Annotated in this window: 18 protein-coding genes and 1 pseudogene; 8 read left to right on the top strand and 11 right to left on the bottom strand. The window is 75.9% G+C overall.

Annotated features, from left to right (window positions below):
* Positions 1 to 143 precede the first annotated feature (143 nt).
* The 4 genes from ACPPVO_RS13870 to ACPPVO_RS13855 form a co-directional block, all read right to left on the bottom strand.
* Positions 144 to 479 (bottom strand): YciI family protein, encoded by a 336-nt coding sequence (locus ACPPVO_RS13870; RefSeq protein ID WP_426511611.1) that lies wholly within the window; start codon positions 477 to 479, stop codon positions 144 to 146.
* A gap of 88 nt (positions 480 to 567) precedes the next feature.
* Positions 568 to 1,374: an AfsR/SARP family transcriptional regulator gene (locus ACPPVO_RS13865; protein ID WP_426511610.1), complete on the bottom strand. Its 807-nt coding sequence runs from the start codon at positions 1,372 to 1,374 to the stop codon at positions 568 to 570.
* Positions 1,361 to 2,032, bottom strand: a complete 672-nt coding sequence (locus tag ACPPVO_RS13860) for a polysaccharide deacetylase family protein (RefSeq protein ID WP_426511609.1) — start codon at positions 2,030 to 2,032, stop codon at positions 1,361 to 1,363. The genes ACPPVO_RS13865 and ACPPVO_RS13860 overlap by 14 nt, the downstream gene beginning before the upstream one ends.
* Positions 2,029 to 2,988: a glycosyltransferase family 2 protein gene (locus tag ACPPVO_RS13855; protein ID WP_426511608.1), complete on the bottom strand. Its 960-nt coding sequence runs from the start codon at positions 2,986 to 2,988 to the stop codon at positions 2,029 to 2,031. Before ACPPVO_RS13855 ends, ACPPVO_RS13860 begins: the two co-directional genes overlap by 4 nt.
* Before the next feature lie 275 nt (positions 2,989 to 3,263).
* On the opposite strand from ACPPVO_RS13855, the gene ACPPVO_RS13850 reads away from it, so the two are divergent.
* From ACPPVO_RS13850 to ACPPVO_RS13825, 6 genes are read left to right on the top strand one after another with little or no spacing between them, the layout of a single operon-like run.
* Positions 3,264 to 4,574 carry an aspartate aminotransferase family protein gene (locus tag ACPPVO_RS13850; RefSeq protein ID WP_426514623.1) on the top strand — a complete coding sequence of 437 codons (1,311 nt, stop codon included), beginning with the start codon at positions 3,264 to 3,266 and terminating at the stop codon, positions 4,572 to 4,574.
* Complete coding sequence (locus tag ACPPVO_RS13845) at positions 4,568 to 5,578, top strand: NAD-dependent epimerase/dehydratase family protein (protein ID WP_426511607.1); 1,011 nt, start codon at positions 4,568 to 4,570, stop codon at positions 5,576 to 5,578. The genes ACPPVO_RS13850 and ACPPVO_RS13845 overlap by 7 nt, the downstream gene beginning before the upstream one ends.
* Positions 5,579 to 5,591: 13 nt before the next feature.
* A complete protein-coding gene (locus ACPPVO_RS13840; protein ID WP_426511606.1) occupies positions 5,592 to 6,527 on the top strand; it encodes a UbiA prenyltransferase family protein in 936 nt (311 codons plus the stop codon).
* The gene (locus ACPPVO_RS13835; RefSeq protein WP_426511605.1) at positions 6,524 to 7,540 is read left to right on the top strand and encodes a glycosyltransferase family 2 protein; all 1,017 of its coding nucleotides are present in this window, start codon (positions 6,524 to 6,526) and stop codon (positions 7,538 to 7,540) included. Before ACPPVO_RS13840 ends, ACPPVO_RS13835 begins: the two co-directional genes overlap by 4 nt.
* A complete protein-coding gene (locus ACPPVO_RS13830; RefSeq protein ID WP_426511604.1) occupies positions 7,537 to 8,553 on the top strand; it encodes a glycosyltransferase family 2 protein in 1,017 nt (338 codons plus the stop codon). Before ACPPVO_RS13835 ends, ACPPVO_RS13830 begins: the two co-directional genes overlap by 4 nt.
* Positions 8,550 to 9,593: an endonuclease/exonuclease/phosphatase family protein gene (locus tag ACPPVO_RS13825; protein ID WP_426511603.1), complete on the top strand. Its 1,044-nt coding sequence runs from the start codon at positions 8,550 to 8,552 to the stop codon at positions 9,591 to 9,593. Before ACPPVO_RS13830 ends, ACPPVO_RS13825 begins: the two co-directional genes overlap by 4 nt.
* Here ACPPVO_RS13825 and ACPPVO_RS13820 read toward each other — a convergent pair.
* The 3 genes from ACPPVO_RS13820 to ACPPVO_RS13810 form a co-directional block, all read right to left on the bottom strand.
* Positions 9,573 to 12,047, bottom strand: coding sequence for a tetratricopeptide repeat protein (locus ACPPVO_RS13820; protein ID WP_426511602.1), 2,475 nt, complete (start codon positions 12,045 to 12,047; stop codon positions 9,573 to 9,575). The genes ACPPVO_RS13825 and ACPPVO_RS13820 overlap by 21 nt on opposite strands.
* Before the next feature lie 597 nt (positions 12,048 to 12,644).
* The gene (locus tag ACPPVO_RS13815) at positions 12,645 to 15,671 is read right to left on the bottom strand and encodes an FtsX-like permease family protein (RefSeq protein WP_426511601.1); all 3,027 of its coding nucleotides are present in this window, start codon (positions 15,669 to 15,671) and stop codon (positions 12,645 to 12,647) included.
* Positions 15,668 to 18,688, bottom strand: a complete 3,021-nt coding sequence (locus tag ACPPVO_RS13810; protein WP_426511600.1) for an FtsX-like permease family protein — start codon at positions 18,686 to 18,688, stop codon at positions 15,668 to 15,670. Before ACPPVO_RS13810 ends, ACPPVO_RS13815 begins: the two co-directional genes overlap by 4 nt.
* Before the next feature lie 114 nt (positions 18,689 to 18,802).
* Between ACPPVO_RS13810 and ACPPVO_RS13805 the strand changes: the two are divergent.
* Both ACPPVO_RS13805 and ACPPVO_RS13800 read left to right on the top strand, forming a co-directional pair.
* Positions 18,803 to 19,006, top strand: a pseudogene (locus ACPPVO_RS13805) (Hsp70 family protein); the annotation flags it as partial.
* A gap of 128 nt (positions 19,007 to 19,134) precedes the next feature.
* The gene (locus tag ACPPVO_RS13800; protein WP_426514963.1) at positions 19,135 to 19,461 is read left to right on the top strand and encodes a hypothetical protein; all 327 of its coding nucleotides are present in this window, start codon (positions 19,135 to 19,137) and stop codon (positions 19,459 to 19,461) included.
* Positions 19,462 to 19,476: 15 nt separating this feature from the next.
* Here ACPPVO_RS13800 and ACPPVO_RS13795 read toward each other — a convergent pair whose 3' ends face one another.
* Genes ACPPVO_RS13795 through ACPPVO_RS13780 form a run of 4 tightly spaced genes read right to left on the bottom strand, consistent with a single transcriptional unit; the run spans position 19,477 to position 23,509 of the window.
* Positions 19,477 to 20,139 carry a hypothetical protein gene (locus ACPPVO_RS13795; RefSeq protein ID WP_426511599.1) on the bottom strand — a complete coding sequence of 221 codons (663 nt, stop codon included), beginning with the start codon at positions 20,137 to 20,139 and terminating at the stop codon, positions 19,477 to 19,479.
* Complete coding sequence (locus ACPPVO_RS13790) at positions 20,132 to 21,313, bottom strand: NAD(P)/FAD-dependent oxidoreductase (RefSeq protein WP_426511598.1); 1,182 nt, start codon at positions 21,311 to 21,313, stop codon at positions 20,132 to 20,134. The genes ACPPVO_RS13795 and ACPPVO_RS13790 overlap by 8 nt, the downstream gene beginning before the upstream one ends.
* A 10-nt stretch (positions 21,314 to 21,323) precedes the next feature.
* Positions 21,324 to 22,604, bottom strand: a complete 1,281-nt coding sequence (locus tag ACPPVO_RS13785) for a glycoside hydrolase family 16 protein (protein ID WP_426511597.1) — start codon at positions 22,602 to 22,604, stop codon at positions 21,324 to 21,326.
* An 11-nt stretch (positions 22,605 to 22,615) separates the two neighbouring features.
* Positions 22,616 to 23,509 (bottom strand): EamA family transporter, encoded by an 894-nt coding sequence (locus ACPPVO_RS13780; RefSeq protein WP_426511596.1) that lies wholly within the window; start codon positions 23,507 to 23,509, stop codon positions 22,616 to 22,618.
* Between the last annotated feature and the right edge of the window lie 20 nt (positions 23,510 to 23,529).

Below are 23,529 nucleotides of genomic sequence, written 5' to 3'. Positions count from 1 at the left end.
TGGCCGGGCTGCGGCGGACTCAGACGCCGCCGGGAACCGTAGCGGTCACACCCCGATACAACCCCGGTATCGGGGCGCGCCCGGCGCGGCCCCAGCCGACGCCTGGGCCTCGCCTCGCTCCGACCCCCACTTCGACACAGCCCCTAGGCCGGGGCCTGGAGGAAGGGCCGCACCTCGATCTTGCGGTTGCAGGCCTTCGACCCCTCGGCGGCGAGCTTCAGCGCCACGTCGAGGTCGGGGGCCTCGATGATCCAGAAGCCGGCGAGGTACTCCTTCGACTCCACGAAGGGCCCGTCGGTGAAGATCGGCTCCCCGCCCCGGCTGTCGACGACGGTGGCGGGGTCCGGCGCGCCGAGGCCGCCGGCGAACACCCAGTGGCCCTCCGCCTTGAGCCGCTCGTTGAACACGTCGATCGCCGCCGCCTCGTCGTCGGTGGCGAGGCCGGCCGTTTCGTCGATCACGGACACCAGGTACTGCATATCGGATCATCTCCCGTGGTTCGGACCGCCCCGGGCGGGCGGCCGCTCGCCCCGGCTACGAACGCGGCGCCCCGGATCCGACACCACCCTACGCGGGAATTCGGCTGTTCCACCACGGACGCACGCCCACCGGCTCGCTGCGCAGCAGGCGGCGGTGCAGGTCCTGCAGCTGGTGGCCGGGCTCCACGCCGAGCCGGTCGGCCAGCGTCACGCGCGCGTCCTGGAAGGCGGTGAGCGCCTCCGCGCGCCGCGACGACTGGCCCAGCGCCACCAGCAGCAGCTCCCACAGCCGCTCCCGCATCGGCTGCTCGGCCAGCATCCAGCGCAGCTCCGACACCAGGTTCTCGTCGTCGCCCAGCAGCAGGCGGACGCCGGCGATCTCCTCGAGCACGTCCTGGTGCAGCTCCACCAGCCGGGTCCGCTCGGCCTCGGCCAGCGGGCCCGTGGCCTCGTGCAGGGGCGGACCGATCCAGCGCGCCGCCGCGGCCTGGAACAGGGCGAGGGCGTCGGGCAGGCGGCCGACCGCGCGGGCCGCGCGGGCGCGGCGGATGCCCTGCTCGAAGAGGTTCACGTCGACGGCGGTGGGCGGCAGCACGAGGGTGTACCCGGGCCGCGTCGAGCACAGCACCGTGGCCCGCGACGGCTTCTCCCGCACCGGCTCCAGGGCCCGGCGCAGGCGCCCGATGTACGTGTGGACCATGTTCTCCACGGACGTGGGCCGCCGCGGGCCCCAGACGGCGTCGACGATCTGCGCCACCGACAGCACCAGGCCGGAGCGCAGGGCCAGCACGGCCAGCACCTCCCGCTGCCGCGGCGTGCCCAGGTAGAGCGCGGCCGGGCCGCGCCGGGCCCGGACCGGGCCTAACAAGCAGACCGAGAGTTCATGTTCGGACACGGGGCCTCACTTCCGGGGTCGCGAAGGTCAGCCCCCGGGCGAGCAGGCGCGGGAGCGCTTGGGCGAGCGCGGCGACGGTCTGGGACCGGTCCCCGCCCCCGTCGTGGCACAGCATGATGCGCCCCGGGCGGGTGCGGGACAGCACGCGCGCGATGTGCCCCGTGCCGGGGCGGCGCCAGTCGCTGGGGTTGACGGCCCAGTCGACGGGGGTGAGGCCGTGCCGGGCCGCGGCCCGCAGCACCGCCGGCGACCAGTTCCCCGAGGGTGCGCGGAACACCTCCGGCCGCACCCCCGTGGCCTCCTGGATCGCCTCCTGGGTGCCGCCGACCTCGGCCTCGAGGGCGGCGGTGCCGAGCGCGGCGAACGGGTGCGGGTGCGTCATCGAGTGGTTGCCGAGCAGGTGCCCCGCCCCGGCGATGCGGCGCGCGAGGTCGGGATGCTCCCGCACCCGGTCGCCGATGAGGAAGAACGTGGCCCGGATGTCGTGGCGGGCCAGGAGGTCCAGCAGCGGCGGGGTCCACTCGGGGTGGGGCCCGTCGTCGACGGTGAGCGCGACCGCACGCCCCTCGACGCCGAAGACCGGGCCGACGCGCGGCCGGAGGACCCCCAGGGCCCGCACCCCGAACCAGGCGTAGTGCAGCACCAGCGCCCGATTCATGCCGGCTCCGCGAACGGCGAGGGCCGCAGCGCTCCGGTCAGGGCCCCGGCCAGCACGGCCCAGGACACCAGCAGGTGTACCGCGAAGAAGAACACGGCGAACCCGGGCCCCCGGTGCCGCAGCACGAAGCGCAGCAGCCCCGGATCGGCCGCGGCGAACCCGAGGAACGCCACCGCCGGCGCCCACCACCAGAGCGCGGCCAGCGGCAGGGCCAGCGCGGTCAGGGCGGCGAAGCCCACCGTGGCCACCGAGTTCGCCCGGATGCCGGCCGGACCGCGCTCGTGCGCGGCCACCGGCAGGAGCAGCTGCGAGCGGCGGAACTGCTTGCGCAGCAGGGCGAAGAGGCGGCTGTCGTCGTCGTGGCGGCAGACCATCGCGGGGCTGAGCACGATCCCGAGCCGGGCCGGCATCCGGTCGCCGACCTCGACGTCCTCGGATGCGCGCAGCCGCTCGTCGAAGCCGCCGACCTCGTCGAAGACCGAGCGGCGGATCGCGCACACCGCGAACAGCGTCGTGCGGACCCGCCCGGCGTGCTTGCGCCGCCAGTAGTGCCCGTGCAGGAGCCGGTAGGCCTCGACCGGCCCGTCGTCGAAGAGCGGGCGCAGCGAGTAGATGCCGTGCACGCAGGCGACGTCGGGCTCGTCGCGCAGGATGCGCAGCGCGACGGCGAGCGCGTCGGGCTCGGGGGCGCAGTCGGCGTCGAGGAAGAACAGGATGTCGCCGCGGCTGGCCCGGATGCCGGCGTTGCGCGCGGCGGCCGGGCCGCGGTTCTCGGGCTGCTCGATGACGGTGGCGCCGAAGGCCCGGGCGATCTCGCGGGTGCCGTCGGTGCTGGCGTCGTCGACGACGATCACCTCGGCGACCGGCTCCCGCTGGGCGCGGACGGCGGCGAGGCAGGCCCCGAGTGTCTGCGCGCTGTCGAAGGCCGGCACGATGACCGACACGTCCGGTCGCATGATCGGAAGCTCCTTTTAAATTAATAGACATTCACGCTCGTGGCTTCGGTGCCGCAAGCAAAATATCGGCTCCGTCGCGGGCCGGGCAAGCGTTGCGGTGGGTAGTCCAGACCGTGTACAGGGTCGATTCAGGAACGATTCCGATCTCGTCGAGGTGCCGTCAGTACGTTCGCCGCATGTCCAACCTGATAGGTCTGCGGGAGTGCGAGCGGCTCACCGTCCGCGAGACGCACGAGCTCTACCGCCGCTACGTGAACGCCAGCCAGGTGAGCCTGATGACGTCGTTCGGGTTCGGCCGCGAATTGGTCGACCGGGCCGAGGGCGCATACCTCGAGCAGCGCAACGGCCGCCGCATCCTCGACCTCACCGGGGGCGTCGGCGTGCTCAACCACGGGCACAACCACCCGCGCATTCTCGCGGCCCGGCGGCACTTCGCCGAACAGCGGCGCATGGAGGTGCACAAGACGTACTTCTCGCCGTATCTGGCCGCGCTCGGGCACAACCTCGCCCAGCTCCTGCCCGGGGACCTGAACATGTCCTTTCTGCCGAACTCCGGGGCGGAGGCGGTGGAAGGCGCGGTGAAGCTGGCGTACAAATACCACGGCGGGCGGCGCGGCACCATCCTGCGCGCGGATCTCGGATTTCACGGAAAACTCCTCGGCTCCGGCGGGCTCACCGGGCAGCCGCACTTCGATTTTCCGACAATCCCGGGAATCGCGACATTCGCCTACGGCGACATCGATTCGGTCCGCGCCGCGGTTGCCGGGCACGCCGGCGACGTCTACGCGCTCATCGTCGAACCGTTCAGCGCCTCCACGGTGTCGTGGTGCGGCGAGGAGTTCCTGCGCGAGGTGCGCCGGTTGTGCACCGAGCACGATATCGTCCTGATCTTCGACGAGATCTATACCGGCTGGGGAAAAACCGGCGAACTGTTCTATTTCATGCGGTACGACGGACTGATCCCGGACGTGCTGACCACCTCGAAGGCGTTCGGCGGCGGCAAGTCCTCGATCTCCGCGTTCGTCGCCCGCGAGAAGGTGTTCCGGCGCGCCTACGACAACCTCGGCGACGCCCTGCTGCAGTCGACCAGCACGACGTACTACGGCTTCGGCGAGGAGTGCGCGACCGCGATCGAGGCGATAAGCATCGTGGTCGAGGACGACTACCCGGCCCGGGCCCGGGCGATCGAGCGGGTCCTGGAGCCCGCGCTGCAGCGGCTGGCCAAGCAGTACCCCGACGCGGTGAGCCACGTGGCCGGCGCCGGCGCGCTGTGGGGCGTGTTCATCGACGGCGGCCCGGCGCTGCTGGACCTCGTGGCCCGCCTCGCGCCCGGCGGCATGGGCAAGGACCCCCGGTTCAAGACCAAGCTCGTCACGTGCGCGGTGATCAACGCGCTGTACCGCGACCACGACATCTTCACGTACTACACCCTCAACGGCCGCAACCCGCTCGTCATCGGCCCGTCGCTGGTCACCGGCCTCGACGACGTCCAGCGCGGCGCCGACGCCCTCGGCGAGGTGCTCGGGCAGGGGCTGACCCGGCTGGTGACGCGGTTCCTCGCGCAGAAGGCCGGGAACCTGTGGTGATCACCGTCACCGGCGCCGCCGGCATGCTCGGGTCCCGGCTCGTGGAGCGCCTGCGCGCCGACGGGCACGACGTGCGCGGCGTCGACATCCGGCCCGCCCCGACCGTCACGCTCCTCGGCGACGTGCGCGACCCGGCCGCCATGGCCGCCGCGGCCGCCGGCGCCGGCGCGCTGGTGCACTGCGCCGCGGCCCTGCCCAGCTACCCGGCCGACGAGATCCGCTCGATCATCGTCGGCGGCACCACCACCGTGCTGGAGGCCGCCGCCGGGGCGGGCGTGCCGCGGGTCGTGCACGTCTCCTCGACCGCCGTCTACGGGCTGCCGGCGGTCGTGCCGACGCCGGAGGAGTACCCGCGCCGCCCCGTCGACACGTACAGCCGGGCCAAGGCCGCCGCCGAGGAGGTCGCCGAGCGCCACCGCGCCGGCGGGACGTGCCTCACGATCCTGCGCCCCAAGACGTTCCTCGGGCCGGGCCGCATGGGCCTGTTCGCGATGCTCTTCGAGTGGGCCGAGGAGGGGCGCAACTTCCCGGTCCTGGGCCGCGGCGACGTGCGCATCCAGATGTTCGCGGTCGAGGACCTCGTCGACGCCGTGGTGACCGTGCTCGGCGCCGGGGCGGACGTCGCGAACGACACGTACAACCTCGCCGCCGCCGAGTTCGGCACGCTGCGCGAGGACTTCCAGGCGGTGCTCGACGCGGCCGGGCACGGCAAGCGGGTCGTGTCCGTCCCGGCGCGGCCGGCGCTGCTCGCCCTGCGGGGGCTGGAGACCCTGAAACTCTCCCCGGTGTACGGTCGCCTGCTGCACAAGCTCAGGGCCGACTCGTACGTGAGCGTCGAGAAGGCCCGGCGGCGCCTCGGCTTCGCGCCCCGCCGGTCGAACCGCGACGCCATCCTCGCCACCTACGCCTGGTGGCGCGGCCGCACCCCGGAGACGGGCACGGGCCGGACGAGCCGCGAGCCGTGGCGGCAGGGCGCCCTGTCCGCCGCGAAGATCTTCTTCTAGGCCGGGGGCTGCGATGTCCGCGGAAAGCGTCGCCGAGCTCCCCGCCGCCCCGGCGCTCGCCTGGCAGCTGGTGCGGCTGGCCCGGCCGCGCCAATGGGCCAAGAACCTGCTGGCGGTACCGCTCGCCCTGCTCGACGCCGGCCCGACCTGGGCCGGAGCGGGCCGGGCCGGCTGGGCCGTCGCCGTGTTCACGTGCGCCGCCGTGCTCGTCTACGTCGGCAACGACATCAGCGACCGCCACGCCGACCGGCTGCACCCGGCCAAGCGGCACCGGCCGATCGCCGCCGGGCGGGTGTCGGTGCCGGTCGCGGCCGGGTTCGGGGCTCTGGTCGCGGTACTGCTGGCCGGTCTGCTGCTGCTCGGCCCGCCCGTGCCGCCGTGGCCGGTCGCGGCGTACCTGCTCGTCAACGTCGCCTACAGCCGCTGGCTCAAGCACACCGCGCCGCTGGACATCTGCGTGGTGGCCTCCGGGTTCGTCCTGCGGGTGTTGTACGGCTACGGCGCGGTCGCCGCCCCCGTGTCCCTGCCCCTGCTCAGCGCGGTGTTCACCGGCTGCCTGGTGCTCGTGCTCGGCAAGCGCCGCCACGAGCTCGGCACCGCCGGGCCCGCGCACCGCCCGGCCCTGGCCGGGTACACGCTGCCGCTCACCGACCAGCTGCTCGGGCTCAACCTCGCGCTCACCGCCGGCGCGTTCCTGCTGTACCTCGCCACCGACGCGCCCGTCGACCCGTACCGCCCCGCGGTCCTGGTCGTCGCCGCGCCCGCCGGGCTCTTCGCGGCGTTCCGCTACCTGCAGGCGATCCACGTCCACCGGGCCGGCGGCGACCCGGTCCGGGCGATCCTGCACGACCGGCTCATCGTGGCCAGCGCCGCGGTCGTCGGCCTCGTGCTGGCCGCCGCCATCGCCGCCCACCACCACCCGACCCTGCTGACCTGGATGGGACCATGACCCTCGACCACCCGCTGGTTTCCGTCATCGTGCCGAACTACAACTACGCGGGCGCCCTGCCGCTCTGCCTGCAGGCGCTGCGCGAGCAGACGTACCCCAACCTCGAGGTGATCGTCGTCGACGACTGCTCCACCGACGACTCGCCCGCGGTCGCGGCCGGGTTCGGCTTCCGCGTGCTGCGCACCCCGCGCAACGGCGGGCCGGCGGCCGCGCGCAACCTCGGCGCCGAGCACGCGAACGGCGAGATCCTGTTCTTCGTCGACTCCGACGTGGCCGCCAGGCCCGACGCGGTCGCCAACGCCGTCGAGCTGCTGCGCTCCGACCCGGCGATCGGCGCGGTGTGCGGCAACTACGACCCGGTGCCGCTGATCCGCGACAGCCTGCTGGAGGAGTACCGCTGCCTGCAGCAGTCGTACTGGCTGATCGCCGACGAGGGCCGCATCGCCACCCTGTACACGGCGCTGCTGGCGATCCCGGTCGCCGTGTTCCGCGAGATCGGGCCGTTCAACCCGCGGCTGCGCGAGACCGAGAACGCCGACTACGGGCGGCGACTGGCCCAGCGGTACGAGATCTGGCTCTCCCCCCGGGTCCGGGGCGTGCACGACCACGACCACGACCTCGGGGTGCTGGTGCGCAAGGTCTTCGTGCGCACCGCCCTGCACATCCCGATGTTCATCCGCAAGCCCACGTTCCCGGGCGGCATCACCAGCGGCCCGCGCGCCTGGGTCAGCATCGCCGCGCCGCTGGCCCTGCTGGCGATCGCGCTGCCGGTGCTGCTCGGCCCGGTGCTGTGGCTCGTGCCCCTGGCGCTGCTCGGGCTGTTCGTCGCCGGGGACCTGCCGATGCACCGGTTCGTGGCACGCTTGCGATCGCCGCAGTTCCTGCTGTACTTCGTGACGATGCACTTCCTGCTGAACCTCGTGATCGCGGCGGCGGCGCTCTGCGGCGTGCTCGCCTGGCTCGCGTCGGGCCGGTTCCGCAACCTCTACGAGGTGCCGGAGATGGCCCGATGAACCTGCCCCTCGTCTCGGTCATCGTGCCCAACTACAACTACGCCGAGTCCCTGGACCTGTGCCTGCGCTCGGTGCTCGACCAGACGTACCCCCACCTCGAGGTGCTCGTCGTCGACGACTGCTCCACCGACGACTCCGTCGCCGTCGCCGAGGGCCTCGGCGTGCGGGTGCTCAGCACCGGCGCCAACGGCGGGTGCGGCAACGCCCGCAACGTCGGCGTCGCCGCGACCACGGGCTCCGTGCTGTACTTCGTGGACTCCGACGTCAGCCTCGCCCCCGACGCCGTCGCCACCGCCGTGCGCATCCTCGGCTCCGACCCGGCGATCGGTTGCGTCTGCGGCATCGAGGACCCGGAGCCGCTGCTGCACGACACCATCACGGCGCGGTACCGCGGGCTGCAGTACCACTACTGGTCGGTCACCGCCGAGGGCGACATCACGTTCCTCTTCCCGGCCCTGTGCGCGCTGCGCCGCGACGTCTTCCACGACGTCGGCCCGTTCAACCCGGAGCTGCGCCAGACCGAGGAGGTCGACTACGGCTACCGGCTCACCCGCCGCTGGCGCATGGTGCTCACGCGCGAGGTCCGCGGCCGCCACGACCACGACCACGCGCTGCTGGGCCTGCTGCGCAAGCTCTTCCACCGCGGCCGGCTGCGGGTGCCGCTCTACCTGCGCGCCCGGCGCTTCGCGTCCGGCTTCGAGACGCAGTCGCGCGCGTGGGGCAGCCTCGCCGCGGCCGCGGCCCTGGCGACCCTGCCGCTGGGCCTCGTGCATTCGCTGCTCCTGGTCGCGCCGGCCGCGTTCCTGCTGCTCTCCCTGGCCTGCGACGCCGGCATGTACGCGTTCGTGCTGCGCCGCAACGGCCCGGCGTTCCTCGGGCTCTTCACGGCCGTGCACTTCGTCGTCAACGTCACCATCACCGCGGGGGTCGCGGCCGGGGCCGTGCAGTGGCTCGGCTCGCGGGCCTTCCGCCGCCTCTACGACCGCACCTTCCCGGCCGAGGCCACGGCGTGACCGCTCGCTGGCTGTACCGGACCCTGGTGGCCCTGGCCGCCGCGTGGCTCGCGTTCGTGGTCGCCCAGCTGGTCCTCAGTGGACAGTGGTGGCTGTGGCTCGTCCCCGACATCGTCCCGCCGCTGGTGTTCACCGCCGTCCCGCTCGTGCTCGCGGCCGGGGCGGCGGCCGTGCCCCGGTCCCGCCGCCCGGTCGCCCTGCTGTGCCTGGCCGCGCTGCTGCTGGGCTACCCGCTGTCGGGCTGGAACGCCGGTGCACTGTGGACCTCGCCGGAGCCGGCGCCGGCCGGGGCCCTGCGCGTGTTCAGCTGGAACACCGAGTACTGGGACAGCGACGGCGGCCCGTTCTACCCCTTCCTGCAGGCCCGTCAGGCCGACGTCTACCTGCTGCAGGAGTACCTCAACGACGGCGACATCCCCACCCCGGTGCACGACCTGGACCGCTTGCAGGCGGCGTTCCCGGGCTACCACATCGCGATCGCCGGCGAGCTCGTGACGGTCTCGCGCCTGCCGATCCTGCGCGCGTACCCGCTGCCGGCCGACGTGCCCACCACGGACACGGGCTGGGTGGCCGAGTTCGTGCGCGACAAGGTCCTGCGCACCGACCTCGACCTGGGCGGCGGCCGGGTGCTCTCGGTGTACAACCTGCACCTGCCGGTCCAGGTGTCGCCGGGCCTGAGCGTGTTCGGCGGCGCCTTCTGGCGCACGGTGCGCGACCAGCACGCCCAGCGCGAGCCGCAGTGGCGCGCCCTGGCCGCCGACGTGGACGCGAACCGCAACCCGATCCTGGTGGCCGGCGACTTCAACACGTCCCCGGCCATGGGCGACCTGCGCAAGGTCCCGGCCCGCCTCCACGACGCGGGCGCGCTGCTGCCGTCGCTGTACCCGGCCTCGTGGCGCGACCGCGACGGCCTGCCGCGCTGGTGGCGCCTGGACTGGGCGTACACGACGGCGGACGTGCGCGTCCACTCGTACGAGTTCGGCCGCACCGGCGGCCAGTCCGACCACAGCTTCCAGCTGCTACGGCTCTCCGTCCCCTAGCTCGAGCCGGTGCCCCTGCCACAGGGCCGCGCGGCGGTCGTCCCCCAGCCTTCGGAAGCGCTCCTCGGCCTCCCCGAACGCCCGCCGCGCCGCCTCCCGGTCCCCGCGCCGATCCGCGACCACGCCCAGCGACGCGACCGCCGACGCCACGCCGGACTCGACGCGCAGCTCGCGGAACAGCTCCAGCATGGCGCCGAACTCGCCCTCGGCCCGGTCGTACTCCCCGGCGGCGACGGCGACCCAGCCGGAGTCCTGATGGCAGTACCCGAGCAGGTACCGGTCCCCGATCTCGCGCGCGAGCGCCATAGCCTGCGCGGCCAGCTCCCGCGCCGCCTCGAGCTCGCCCGCGGCCCGGTAGGCGTAGGCCAGCGACCCCAGCACCCACCCCCGCCGCGAGTCCCGGACCTCGTCGGGCAGCCGCTCGAGGGCGCGCCGCAGCAGCGGAAGGCTCTCCCCGGTCCGCCCGTCGTTGTTGTAGAGCACCGCGAGCGCGGAGCTGACCTCCACCTCCTCCTCGACCGGCCCGGCCGCGGCGAAGAACCCGAGCGCCCGCCGCAGCGCCGCCTCGGCCTCGCCGGACCGCTCGAGGTCCCGCAGCGCCTCCCCGAGCCGCCGCGCGCACTGCGCGACCTCGCGCGCGTCCCCGGCCGCCTCGGCGAGCGCGAGCGCCTCCTGCGCGCCCAGGTGCGCCCGCTGCACCTGCCCGACGAACGTCCAGGAGTGCGAGACCCACCGCACCGCCCGCGCGAGTCCCGCCCCGCCCTCTTCCCGCCGGGCTTCGACGGCCGCCTGCCAGGCCGCGAGCCGGTCGAACGGATCGGCCAGACGATGCGCCACCTGGTCGGCCGCCGCTCGTACCTCACCGAGCAGCCCGGCCGCGACCCCTTCCCACAGCACCGCGGCGCCCACGTCGGTCTCGAGCGCGAGCAGCGCCCGGCGCACAACGTCCCGCCGCTCCCCGGCCGCCTCCACCATCTCGATGGCGAACAGCCGGAGCAGATCGTGCCGGCGATATCGATCGGGCGCGGGCGACTCCAGCAGGAACAGATCCGCGAGCCGCTCGAGCGCCGCCGAGGTCTCCCCCGCGGCCAGCCCGGCCCGGGCCGCCGCCGCGACGAGCCCGAACTCCGGCCCCGGATGCGACCCGGCCCGCCGGAACACAACCTGCTCGACGGCGGACAGCCCGTCGTACGCCCCCCGGAACGCGGCCCGGACGGCCAGCTCCCCTTGCCGCAGCTCGTCGAGCCGCCCCCGCTCGTCGGCGAGCCGCCCGGCCAGCTGCCCCGGCGTCCAGCCCGCCCGGGCGCGCAACCGCCCGCCCACGATCCGCACCGCGAGCGGCAACCCACCACTGGCCGCCACGAGCGCTGACGCCCCTTCGGGGTCCCCGGCCAGGCGCCCCGCCCCGACGACGTCGGCGAGCAGTTCCAGCCCGGCGTCGTCGTCGATCGCCCCGAGCCCGACGACCCGGGCCCCCGGCACCTCGACGAGCGGCACGCGACTGGTGACGAGGGTCGCGCACCGCCCGCCGCCGGGGAGCAACGGCACAACTTGCGCGGCGTCGCGGGCGTCATCGAGCACAACGAGCACAGCGCGGTCGGCCACAACGGACCGAAACCGCGCCGCAAGCTCCTCCACCTGCCCGCGCCCCGCACCACCCACGCCGCTGTCCACCCGCCGCACAACCCCCGCGGCCCTATCCACCCGCTCCTCAACCCCCGCGGCCGTCTCCACCCGCTGCTCAATCTCCGCGGCCGTCTCCACCCGCTGCTCAATCTCCGCGGCCGTCTCCACCCGCTGCTCAACCCCCGCGGCCGTCTCCACCCGCCGCTCAACCCCCGCGGCCGTCTCCACCCGCTGCTCAACCCCCGCGCCCCTATCCACCCGCTGCTCAACCGCCGCGGGCCCGAACGCTGCAGCCTCCTCCATCCGCCCATCGCCGACCGGATGCCCCAACGCCCCGAGGAACCGGGTGAGCACCGCCTCGGGCGACACCGCCGCCCCGGCCCCGCCGAGCAGCGCCGCATACAACTGCCCGTCGGGAAACCTCTCCCGCACGTCATGCGCGACCCGCAGCGCAAGCGCGGTCTTCCCGGTCCCGGGCGCCGCGGCAATCACCACGACGGCCGCCCCGGTAAGCATCTGCCCAACCTCACGAGCGACATGGTCCCGCCCGAACAACGCCGGCGCCGCAGGCAGCTCAGCCGGCACCGGCAACGCATCGACGGATGTCTCCACCGCCGCGGCCGGGGCGTTCGCCAGGTGCTGCTGCCAGATCGCCAAACCGATCCCGATGAGCCCGAGCAGCCCGACGGCGGGCCAAGCCAGCCAGGAGACCGAGGCGAGCCCCCCGGGCAACGACCCCCCGGTGGCCACGTTCACGGCGACGGCGAGCAGCACCGAGAACAGCCCGGACGTGACCGCGAGCAACACCCCGACCTGACCGCGCCGCACCCGCGCCTCCCCCGCACCGCGCCGACCACCGAGGCCCCAGCCTATCGACCGCAACCCATACCGGTCAGCCACCGTAGCGACCACCCGAGGCCGGCTAAAGCCGGGCGCCCCTTCACCAGCACGCCGGCATTGCCCAGCGGCCCGCGGTGCCCACCACGCGACAACGCCGTCAGCCGTCGAAAGTGTCGCCAGGACCGCCGTGGCCAGCCAGCGACCGGCATGGAAGCATGAACCCGGCGGCGTAGCGAGCCGCCGAAAGCGCACCACGGCCAATCCGCGACGGTGCCCACCCGAGCGCGGCAAGGTCCGCCGCGGTCAGCCCGAGACCGAACCCGACCCGCACGACCGCGGGCAGCGTCGCCCACGCCCTCAACACGACCACCATCTCAACCCGCAACCGAACCCGACCCGCACGACCGCGGGCACCGCCGCCCACGCCCTCAACACGACCACCGGCTCTGCCCACAACCGAACCCGACCGGCACAACCGCCGCACCGTCGCCCGCGCCCTCAATGCGGCCGCCCTTCCAGCCCGTGGCCGGGCCCGGGCGGGGCGGCGGCCGTGCCGTTGCCCGCGCCCTTGATGCGGCTGCCGGCTCAGCCCGTGGCTGGGCCTGGGCGGGGCGGCGGCGGTGTCGTTGCGCGCGCTGTCGACGCGGCCACGGCCGTCAGGAGCAGCAGGGTCAGCAGCCAGGTCAGGGGCACGGCCGGGCCCGTCGGCCAGTGGGGCAGGGGCAGTGACGGCATGGGCTCGCCGAAGACCGGCAGGGCCCAGCCCGTCAGGCGCCACGCGATCAGCGCCGTGGCCAGGCCCGGCGGGGCGGAGGCGAGGACCAGGGCCGGGTAGGTCCACAGGGCCACCCGCGCGGCCGTGCGGCGCGGCAGGCCCTGGGCGCGCAGGGCGGCCAGGTCGGCGCGGCGCTCGCGGCGGTCCACGGCGATGACCAGGGCCAGGCCGCCCGCGGCCAGCAGCACGGCCAGGGCGCCGGCCAGCACGTGGAACCACAGGGACAGCGCCGGGCCCTGGGCGGCCAGGCGCGCCCGTGTGTCGGCGATGCGCGTGTCGTCCACGACGACGAGGCCCTGGGCGGCGAGGCGGGCGACCGCGTCGGGCGGGGCGGCCGGGCCCAGCCAGACCTCCGGGTCGCGGGCGAGGCCGGAGTCGGTGGCGAGGCGCTCGGCGTACTCCAGGTCGACGATCGTGCCCTCGGTGCCCAGCCGCGGCACGGCGTCGAGGTGCGCGGCCACGGTCACCGGCACGTCGAGGCCGTCGAGGCCCGAGATCGCCGACGCCGGTGCGGTCGTGGCGACGGGCAGCGGCAGCGGGACCTCCGCGGGCTGGACCCACACCCCGTTGGGCAGGCCGTCGGGCGCGTCGACGCCGATGCGCAGGCCGTCGGGAGCGGCGGTGAGGGTCGCCGCGCTCGCGCGCCAGCGGCCCAGGTCGGCCAGCTGCGCGCCGGTGGCCGCGGTCCGGGCCGGGTTGATGGTGCGCACCGCGTTGAGTACCACGGTCAGCCGGGTCGCGGTCGCGGCCGGCTCCAGGTTCGTCAGGTGCACGCCCACGAGCCGGCAGCCGTCCGCGCAGTCGGCCACGCGCTGCTGGTAGGTGCCGGGGCCGTTGTGCACGGTGCCGAGGTCGACGTTGGCGCGCCCGCGCGGGCCGGCGAGCACGAGCTTCAGCCCGACCGGGTTGTCGGGGCGGGCGCCGGTGACGGTCGCGTCGACGGTGACGTCCTGGCCGGGGATGGTCAGGCCCACGTCGCGCACGGGCGGGCGCAGCCGGGTGGCGAGCGCGCCCGGGTCGGCGGCACCGTACGCGCCGAGCCAGGTCGACGCGGCCGCGAGCCGGGTCGTGTCGACGGCGAGCCGCGGCGCCTCGCCGGGCCGGCCCGCGGGCAGCTCGACGACGGCCATCGCGTAGGCGCCGGCCGGGTCGGCGGCCCGCACGGCCTGCAGCAGCTGCTCGCGGCCGACCGAGGCGACGGTGAGCACCCGGGGCGCGCCGGTGGAGATCTGCGCGGCGAGGTCGCGGTCGCGCGCGGCCAGGTCGGTGGCGGTGACCGCGTAGCCGAGCACGCCCACGGCCGTCACGAGCAGCAGGATGAGCCGCTGGGCCCCGGCCCGGCGGGACAGCTGGAAGGCGGCGAGCGCGGTGGTGAGCCGGCCCCGGCGCAGCGCCCACGCGCCGGCCAGGCGGGCCAGCGGCGTGACGGCGCGCGCGGTGGCGAGGGCGAGGGCGAGGATCACCAGGGCGGGCGCGACGACCGCGACGCCGGTGAGCGAGCCGTCGGTGAGGAAGAGCTGGAGGGTCGCGGCGGCGGCGAGCACGGCGACGACGGCCTCGCCCGCGCGCACCCTCCAGCCGGCGGTCCGGCCGCGCAGGCGCCGCAGCAGCCCGGCGACCGGCGCGGTCAGGTGCCGGCGCTGGGCCACGAGCGCGGCCGCGATCGCTCCGAGAAGAGCGACCGGGGCGTACCGCAACGCGTCAACGGTGAAGACCGGCGCCCCCACGCCGGGGAAGCGCCAGGCGACGACCGCGGCGACGAGCAGCTGCCCGGCGACGCACCCGGCCAGCCCGCCGAGCACGATCGCGGCCAGTCCCTCGCCGAGGGTCAGCCACCACCGCGTCCACCAGCGGGTGCCGCGCAGCGCGACGACGGCGAGCTCGGGCCGGCGCCCGGTCGTGGCGTAGTCGGCGGCGATGAACAGCACCGCGTAGGCGAGCAGCAGCAGCGGGGCGGCGCCGGTCGGGACGCTGCGCCGGGCCAGCTCCTGGCTGGCGTCGATCCGCGTGAAGAGCCGCGGCAGCTCGGTGGTGACGACGAGCCCCTTGCCGAGCTGGGAGGCGCGGGCCTGCAGCTCGCCGAGGCGGCGGCGGGTCTCGGGCAGCCCGGCGGCGGTGAGCGCGCCCGGCCCGGCGGTCACGTCGATCGACACCGCGGTCATGCCGTGGTCCATCCCGGCGATCGTCGCGGCCGAGGCGAAGACCGGCTCGCCGGGGCGCCCGGCGGTGTCGAGGTCGAAGTACCCGTGGCCGCCCCAGTAGGTCTCCGCCGGGTCCGCGGGCCGGTAGGTGCCGGCGACGGTGAGCCGGGCCGGGGCGCCGTCGGCGATGTAGATCGGCTGGGAGTTGCTGCCGCCGAGCGCCGCGAACGTGAGCGTGATCGGGTCGCCGGGGCCGAGGTGCAGCCGCGCCGCGGTCTGCTCGCCGAGGACCACGTCGCCGGAGCCGGCCAGGCAGCGCCCGGCCACGATGGTCAGGTGGGCGCAGGCGTCCTGGCGGTACGTCACCCGCGACGCCCGCACCCGGTCGGGCTCGATGCCCACGGCCGGGAACTCGCCGCCGTACACCTGGTCGAACCCGGGCAGGTCGACGAGCCCGCCGGCGACGTCGGCGAAGTCGAACCCGTCGTCGTTGCGCGGGTTCACGGACGCGGTGACGCTCAGCGAGCGCTCCCGGGCCGCGGCCGTCTCCACCTGCCCGGCGACGATCGAGCGGTCGACCGCCTGCAGGTAGGCGGGCGCGGCGACGGCCGCCGCGACCGCGAACAGCGACAGCAGGGCGAGCACGACGGCCTGGCCGCGCCGGGCCCGCAGCATCGACAGCAGCAGCGAGATCATCGCGTCTTCCCTTCGGCGTCGCCGGCGGTGGCGACGCGCCAGACGAGGGCGAGCAGCAGCAGGACCACGGCACCGGTGGCGAGCAGGGCCAGCGGCGGCAGCGGTTCCGGCGGGGCGGGCGGGTGCCAGCCGTCGGCGAAGTACGGCAGCGGCGGCCCGGACGCGAAGCGCGCCACGACCGCGGCGAGCAGCCCGGTCACGACCCCGGCCAGGACGACCGCGCCGGAGCCGGCCCGCCCCGCCGACGCCGCGGTGCGCGCCGGGAGCCCCTGCACGCGCAGGGCCCGCAGGTCGGCGCCGCGCTGGCGGCGCTCGGCGGCGACCGCGACCGCGAGCGCGGCCGCCGCGGCGAGCAGCCCGAGCGCGGCGGCGAAGAGCCGGTAACGCTCGGCGACGGCGGGCCCGCGCGCGGCGAGCCGGTCGGCGCGGGCGGCGACGCTGTCCTCGCCGAGCACGGTCAGCCCGGCGGCGCGGAGCCGGTCGGTGAGCCCGGGCCCGGCGCCGGCCGCGAGCCAGACCTGGTCGGTGCCGGCCGCGGACCCGCCGGCGCCGAGGCGCTCGGCGGCGTCGAGGTCGACGAGCACGCCGGACCCGCCCAGGACCGGCAGCAGCGGGGCGGTGCCGGCGACGTGGACGGGCACGGCGCCGCCGCCGAAGAGGTCGAGGGCCGGGTCGCCGAGGCGCCACGGGGCCGGCGCCTCGCCGGCCAGGACGGCGGGCAGCGGCAGGCCGGCGCCCATGACGTAGACGCGGTCGTCGAAGCCCCAGGCGGCGTCGGGCAGTGACAGCGTCAGCGCCCCCTGCCGCGCGCTGACCTGCATCGCGGGCCCGATGGGGCCGGTGCGCCACTGCCGCGGGTCGCCGAGGAAGGCCGCGTCGAGCACCCGCGCGGCCGGGGCCTCCTGGCGCACCTCGGTGATGGTGAGCGTGGCGGCGGCGACGTCGCTGGGCGGGGTGTCGGCGGTCGGCTTCACGAGCTCGTCCGACGGGCCGCCGGCGCCCGCGGGCCGTGGCTGGATGAGGTCGAGGCGGACCAGGCGGCAGGTCTCGGCGCAGCCGGTGACGTCGGCGGCGGCCTCGTGCTCGCCGCGGTCCAGCGGGCCGAGGGTGACGGTGGCGCGCCGGCCGGTGACGGTGTTCTGCACGACCACGGCCAGGCCGACCGGCCCGGCGCCGTCGTTGCGGGCCCGCACGACGAGCCGGCCGCCGGTGATGCCCGGCTCGTCCGCCCCGGTGCCGGCCGGGCGCAGCGACGGCAACGGCCCGTACTCCGGCCGCCACCCCGCCACCGCCGCGAGCCGGGCCGTGTCGACGGCGATGACGGGCGGGCCGGACGTCCGGTCCACGACGACCGCCATCGCCTCGCGGCCGCCGGGGTCGGCGCGGCGCACGCCCTCGAGCAGCGCGGTCGGGTTGGCGGCCCGGACGGTGAGCACCCGCGGCGCGCCGAGCTCCTGCGCGGCCCGGGCGTCGCGGGCGTCGAACCCGGCGAGCCAGCCGCCGGTCGCGGCGCACACCCCGGCGACCGCGACGGCGATGAGGGCCATGAGCCGGTCGCCGCCCGGCTGGCGGGACAGCGCGACGGCGGCGAGCCCGGCCCGCAGCCGCCCGGCCCGCAGCGCCCCCGAGCCGGCCCGGGACGCGGCGCCGGCCAGGATGCGGGCGGCGGCCACGGCGACCACGACGGCGACGAGCAGCGGCACGGCGGTGCGCAGCCCGGTCCCCCACAGCTGGGCGGCGGCGAACCCGGCGAGCACGACGAGGATCACGTCGACGGCGGCCCGGCGCGCCTTTCCCGGCGACGGTACCCGCCGCAGCAGCACCGCCACCGGCGCGCGCAGCACCGCGAGCTCCCCGGCGGCGATCGCGGCCAGGCCGCCGAGGACCGCGCCGATCGCGGCCAGCCCGGCCAGCAGCCACGCCCCTGCCACCCCGCCGAACGGCGGCGCGAGCCCGGCCGCGGGCCCGCCGAGCAGGCGCCCGGCCACCCAGCCGAGCCCGAGCCCGAACGGAAGACCGGCCAGCAGCGGTACCGCCAGCTGCCCGACCCCCAGCCGCAGCGCCCGCCGCCGGGATCCGCCGCGCAGCTTCAGCAGCCCCGCGTCGCCCCGCCGCTCGCGCGCGGTCTGCCGGCCCGCGAGGGCGAGCGCGAACCAGCACAGCACCACCGCCGCGAGCGTCCCGGCGAGGGCGCCGCCGCGGATCGCGGCCCGGTCGGCGGCGATGCGCTCGACGAGCCCCTGGCCGGGCGCGACGAGCGTCAGCCCGGCCCGCCCGAGCGCGAAGCCGGCGGCGCGCAGCCGGTCGGCGACCGGGGACCCGGGGTCGGTGAACGCCGATTCGGGCAGCTCGGCGGTGTAGGCGAAGGTCGGCCCGGCCAGCTGCGGGCTCTCGAAGGTCCCGACGGCGGTGAACATCGGGTCGGGCCCGCCGTCGCCGGCCCGGAAGAGCGAGTCGCCCCAGTACGCCCCGGCGGCGTCGGCGAGCTCGTAGCGCCCCACGACGGTCGCCGGCACCGCCTTCGCGCCGGGCCGGTTGCGCAGCTCGAGCGCGTCGCCGGTGTGCAGCCCGAGCGCGTCGGCGGCCGCGACGCTGAGCAGCACCTCGCCGGCGGCCTGCGGGCAGCGCCCGTCGACCTGCAGGTGTTGGCAGGCCCCATCGCGGTACACCACCGGGATTTTCGTCGTTGTCTCGCCCCGGTTCAGCAGCATGTCGGCGGCGACCCCGACGGTGGCCGCCCCGGCCGGGCCGAACCCCGGCAGCAGCCGCTCGACCGTGTCGCGGTAGGCGGCCAGCGCGGACTCCGGGTCGCCGTCGGCGTTGGTCTGGCGGCGGACCGAGATCGTCCGCTCGGCCGCGGGGGCGGCGGCGACATCGGCCGCGGCCGCCCGGCGCCCGGCCCCGGCGGCGAACCACGGCCCGGCGGCGGCCGCGGTCACCAGCAGCACGGCCAGCACGAAGACGGCCCACGCCTGCGCCGCCCGCGCCCGCAGCGCGCTGAGCACCAGTCCGAACACGGCTGCCTCCCTGGGGTTGATCGCAATGGGCACCTTACGCGGCGGGTCTGACATTTTTGCCGAGCCGATCGACCGATCGTTTCCGGCGCGCTGTCGCGGGAGTCCTCGGCGAGCATGTTCATCCCGGTGGCCGACCAGGAGGTGCTCTTCACGCGCCAGCAGTTCGACGCCGCGGCCGAGCCGGTGCTGGCCCGCACCGTGCAGCTCGCCCTGACCACGCTCAAGGAGGCCCGGGTGCGGCCGGATGCGGTCGCCGGGTGGTTCCTTGTCGGCGGCGGTACCCGTACCCCGCTGATCGCCACGATGCTGCACCGCGCCACGGCCGTCGCCCCGACGGTCCTCGAGGAGCCGCAGCTGGTCGTCGCCGAGGGCGCCCTGCACCTGGCGGCCGGCCCCGCGCCCGCCCTCGTCGCCGCCCCGGCGGCCCCGCAACCCGACGAGCGACTGTGGCCGGACCCGCCGAAAGCCGGACCGCCGCCGAAAGCCGCAACGCCACCGGCGCCGGCAACGCAGCCCAGGGCCGCAACGAAGACGACGGCCGCAACGCAACCCAGGGCCGCAACGAAGACGACGGCCGCAACGCAACCCAGGGCCGCAACAAAGACGACGGCCGCAACGCAACCCAAGGCCGTGACAAAGACGACGGCCGCAACGCAACCCAGGGCCGCAACGAAGACGACGGCCGCAACGCAACCCAAGGCCGTGACGAGGGCGACGCCGGCGCTTTCCAGCGCCAGGTCCAGTCCGGCCTGACCGCGGGCCACCTCAAGTAACGCGGTCGGGGTGGGTCAGGGAGCCGTCGGGAAGCCCGCCCGCACCGCCTCGGCCGCGATCTCGACGAAGTCCGTGCCCGGGGCGAGGGCGTGCACCAGCGCCGGGGTCAGGGGCTCCAGCGCGCAGACACGCGCGACCGCCTCCGTGTCCAGGGTCGTGCCGTGGATGTCGGCGGCGAAGGCGGCATAGGTGTCCGGGTCCGGGCCCGCCAGGATGCGCAGCATGTCCGCGCCGTCCGAGCCCGCGAACTCGACCGGGCCGGTCCGCCAGAGGGCGTCGTCCGGTTCGCGCCACAGGCACAGCGTCACCGACGGCGGGTCGCCGGCGTCGCCGGTCAGGAACGGGTGGGACAGCAAGGGGGCCAGCGGCGCGGGCACCCCGTCCAGCAGGCCGGGCCACACCTCGTCGTCGTTCGCCCATGGGCTCATCGGGGACTCGTGGTCGAAGCCGTGCACGAGGGCGCCTGCGTCCGTGAAGGCGAGCACGAGGTGGTCGCCGCTTCCGTTGTGGTAGGTGGCCCGGCCCGCGCGGTAGGAGAAGGCGCGGTAGTACGCGTCCCGCACCGTGATGGTCTCCAGCATGGCCAACGCGCGGCAGCGGCGGTGCAGCGCGGCGATGTCCGGCAGCCGGGCGGCGGCCTCGGCGGCGTTCGTCCAGCGGCCGCCGGCGTCAGGCACCGGTCATGATTCGGGCGAGGTTGTCCGGGGCGAAGTACTCGGGGATCGGGGTGCTGCCCTGCATCACGCCGAAGAAGCGGGTCGACTCCGCCTCGCTCGCGGCGATCGTGGCGAACAGCGCGGCCATCTCCGGCGCCGGCGGCTCCATCGACGCCAGCTGGCACGTGAGCTGCAGGGCCGGCAGGAAGCGGCGGTCGCGCTCCTCGGCGTAGGCGGACACCGCCGCGTCGAGGTCGTCCGCCAGTCCCTTGTGGACGGCGTCGGCCAGTAGCTGCGCGGCCACGAAGGCGTCCGTGATGCCCGCGGCCATCACCGGGTCCTTGTGGTAGCCCGCGTCGCCGACCAGGGCCCAGCCCGGGCCGGCCGAGGTGCGGAAGAAGTTCGGCACGTCCGCGGTCGCCTGCATGCGCCCGATCCGGGTGGCCGCCGCGACCCGGGCCGCCACCGCCGGTACACGGGCCAGGGCTTCCGCATAGCCGGCCTCGACGTCGGTGCGGAAGTCGTGGAACTGCGCGGCCGGGCACGCCACGAACACGCACGTCGCGCCGTCGTTGGTGGGGAAGAGGACCACCGCGCGGTCGCCCAGCTGGTAGATCTCGGCGGCCTCGCGCGGCTGCACGCCCTGGTAGTACGCGTAGTAGCACGCGGTGAGCGACGGCGTGGCGTGGTAGGTCTCGGCGCTGGCCGAGCGGGCCACGACCGAGCGCAGGCCGTCGGCGCCGATGACGATGCTCGCGTGCTCCTCGAAGCCCTCGCCGCGCACGCCGGTCACGCGGCCGGAGGAGTGCAGCAGACCCTCGACGGCCGTGCCCTCACGGACGACGACGCCGGCCGAACGGGCGGCGTCGAGCAGGATCGCGTCGAGGACGGTGCGGCGCACGCAGTACGGGTGGGCGGCGCCGTCGTCCGCGGGCGGCGGGGCGCTGATGGTGAACGGGCCGAAGTCCATCGAGAACCGCTGCAGCGGCGGCGCGCCCGCGTTCGCGACCGCGTCGTGCAGGCCCCAGCGGCGCAGGTACGCCATCCCCGGCACGTGGATCAGGTGCGTCGACGTGACGTCACTGGGGAAGGTGGCGCGGTCCAGGAGGAGCACCCGCCGGCCGGCCCGGGCGAGCAGCATGGCGGTCGGCGCGCCGGCGACGCGCGCGCCGACCACGATGGCATCGAAGGTCATGGCCGAAACCCTAGCGCCACCAGTGCACGGACTCGACGTACATCGTCTGGGGAAACGCCGTCGCGGGCGGCGGGGGGCCGGGCCAGCGGCCGCCGACGGCCACGTTCAGCAGCAGGAACGCGGGGCGCTCGAACACCCACGCCTGTTTCGCCCCGAGGTCCTCCTGGCGCAGGGTCGCCTGCACCACGCCGTCGACCGACCACTGCAGGACGCCGGGCCACCACTCCAGGCCGTACCGGTGCACGGGCCCGCCGGCCGGTTTCGCGGTGAACGGGCGCTCCCAGCCGCGCGCCGAACCGTCGGGGCCGTGGAACGTGCCGTGGACGACCCCGGGCTCGCCGGCGCCGAGCGACTCCATGAGGTCGACCTCGCCCGCCTGCGGCCAGCCCGCGGTGGCGACGTCCGCGCCGAGCATCCAGAACGCCGGCAGAAGGCCCTTTCCCGGTGGTACCTCGAGCAGGCCCTCGATCCGCCCGTACTGGGCCTCGAACGCGCTGCGGAGCCGCGCGGACGTGTACCGGCCGCCGTCGTGGCGCGCGGTGACGGCCAGGCGGCCGTCGCCGGTCAGCGCGCCGTTGCCGGCATCCTCGGTGTACACCTGCAGCTCTTCGTTGCCCCAGCCCCCGCCGCCGGTCTCGTGCCGCCAGCCGGGCAGGAGCGCGGTGCCGGCCGGCCCGTCGAACTCCTCGGCCAGCTCCGCGTGCAGCGGGTCGGTGCCGGTGCGCGCCATGGTGGCGGTGACCGCGGCGACCCCGGCGAGGTTGTGCAGCGCGCCGACGGTGAGCGCGGCCGCGTCGCCGGTGACGGGGACGAGCACGACGGCGTGCCGCACGCGCCCGGAGCCGGTGGCGGCGAGCCGGATGTTCTGGCCGTTGACGGTGACTGTCGCCTCGGGCGCGGGGCCGCGCTCGGGGGCCGACAGCGAGAGCGTCACGGCATAGGTGCCGGGCTGCGGCACCGGCAGGGTGAACGCCGGGGTGCCGCCGCGGGTGTACCGGTACGGCGCCGGAATTCCCGCATTGAGCGCCTTGGGGGCCTCGCCGCCCCGCACGACCCCGGTGTCGGCCTCCCACTCGTTGCCGGCCGCGTCGGTGACGCCCCCGGGCGCGGCGGTCCAGCGGTGCGTCCAGCCGACCCCGGCGGTGACCTGCGCGGAGGACGTGCGGGTCAGCACCCGCCCCTCGTGGTCGCCGCCCCCGCCGGGCGCGGCGAGCGCCGCCAGCCCGATGAGGGCCACGACGACGAGCGCGGCGATCCCGGCTCGGCGGGTCCTCGGGCGGAGCGACACCATGTGGACCAAGGCTACGGCGCGGTCGCGGGCCGCAGCGATCTTGTCGGCTTGCCGACCTTGATGGATCCCGTGCCGATCAGCACCGCCACCAGCACGATCGCGGCCCCGGCGAGCTGGCCGGCCGAGAGGGACTGGCCGAGCGCGAGCCAGCCGAGCGCGGCCGCGACGACCGGGCTGAGCAGGCCGAACAGGGTCACCTGGGCGGGCGGGAGGGTGGTGACGCCGCGGAACCACAGCACGTACGCCCCGGCGGTGCCGACCAGCGACAGGTACGCGAAGCCGGCGACGTTGCCCCCGGTCGGCACCGGCGGCAGGCCCTCGACGAGCAGCGCGGCCGGGGCGAGCAGGAGGCCGCCGGCGGTCAGCTGCCAGCCGGTCAGGGCCAGCAGCGCGGTCCGCCGGTGGGCGAACCCGTCGGGGACGCCCCAGCGCCGGCCGAGCACGGTACCGAGGGACATCGACACCATGCCGCCGGCCGCCGCGGCCAGCCCGATCGGGTCGAGCGCCGCCTCCGAGCGCAGCACCAGCAGCGCGACGCCGGCCACGCCCGCGGCCCCGGCCAGCAGCACCGTGCGCGCCGGGCGCTGGCCGAGCAGCCCGAAGGCGAGCCCGGCGACCGCGAACGGCCCGAGCGCGCCGAGGACGGCCGCGACCCCGCCGGGCAGCCGGTACGCGGCCACGAACAGCAGCGCGAAGAACAGCCCGATGTTGAGCGTGCCGAGCAGGGCGGAGCGCCACCACCAGGCGCCCCGGGGCCGGGCGCGGGCCACGGCGATGAGCAGCAGGCCGGCGGGCAGGGCGCGCAGGGCCCCGGCCAGCAGCGGGCGGCCGGGCGGGAGGAGCTCGGTGGTGACGAGGTACGTGCTCCCCCACAGCAGGGGCGGGATGGCCGTCAGGTTCCTCATGACTAAGTAGCTTACCACTA

The organism is Dactylosporangium sp. McL0621 (assembly GCF_049995355.1).
In the GTDB taxonomy this organism is placed as follows: Bacteria; Actinomycetota; Actinomycetes; order Mycobacteriales; family Micromonosporaceae; genus Dactylosporangium.
This window is presented reverse-complemented; position numbering and strand designations above follow the sequence as displayed.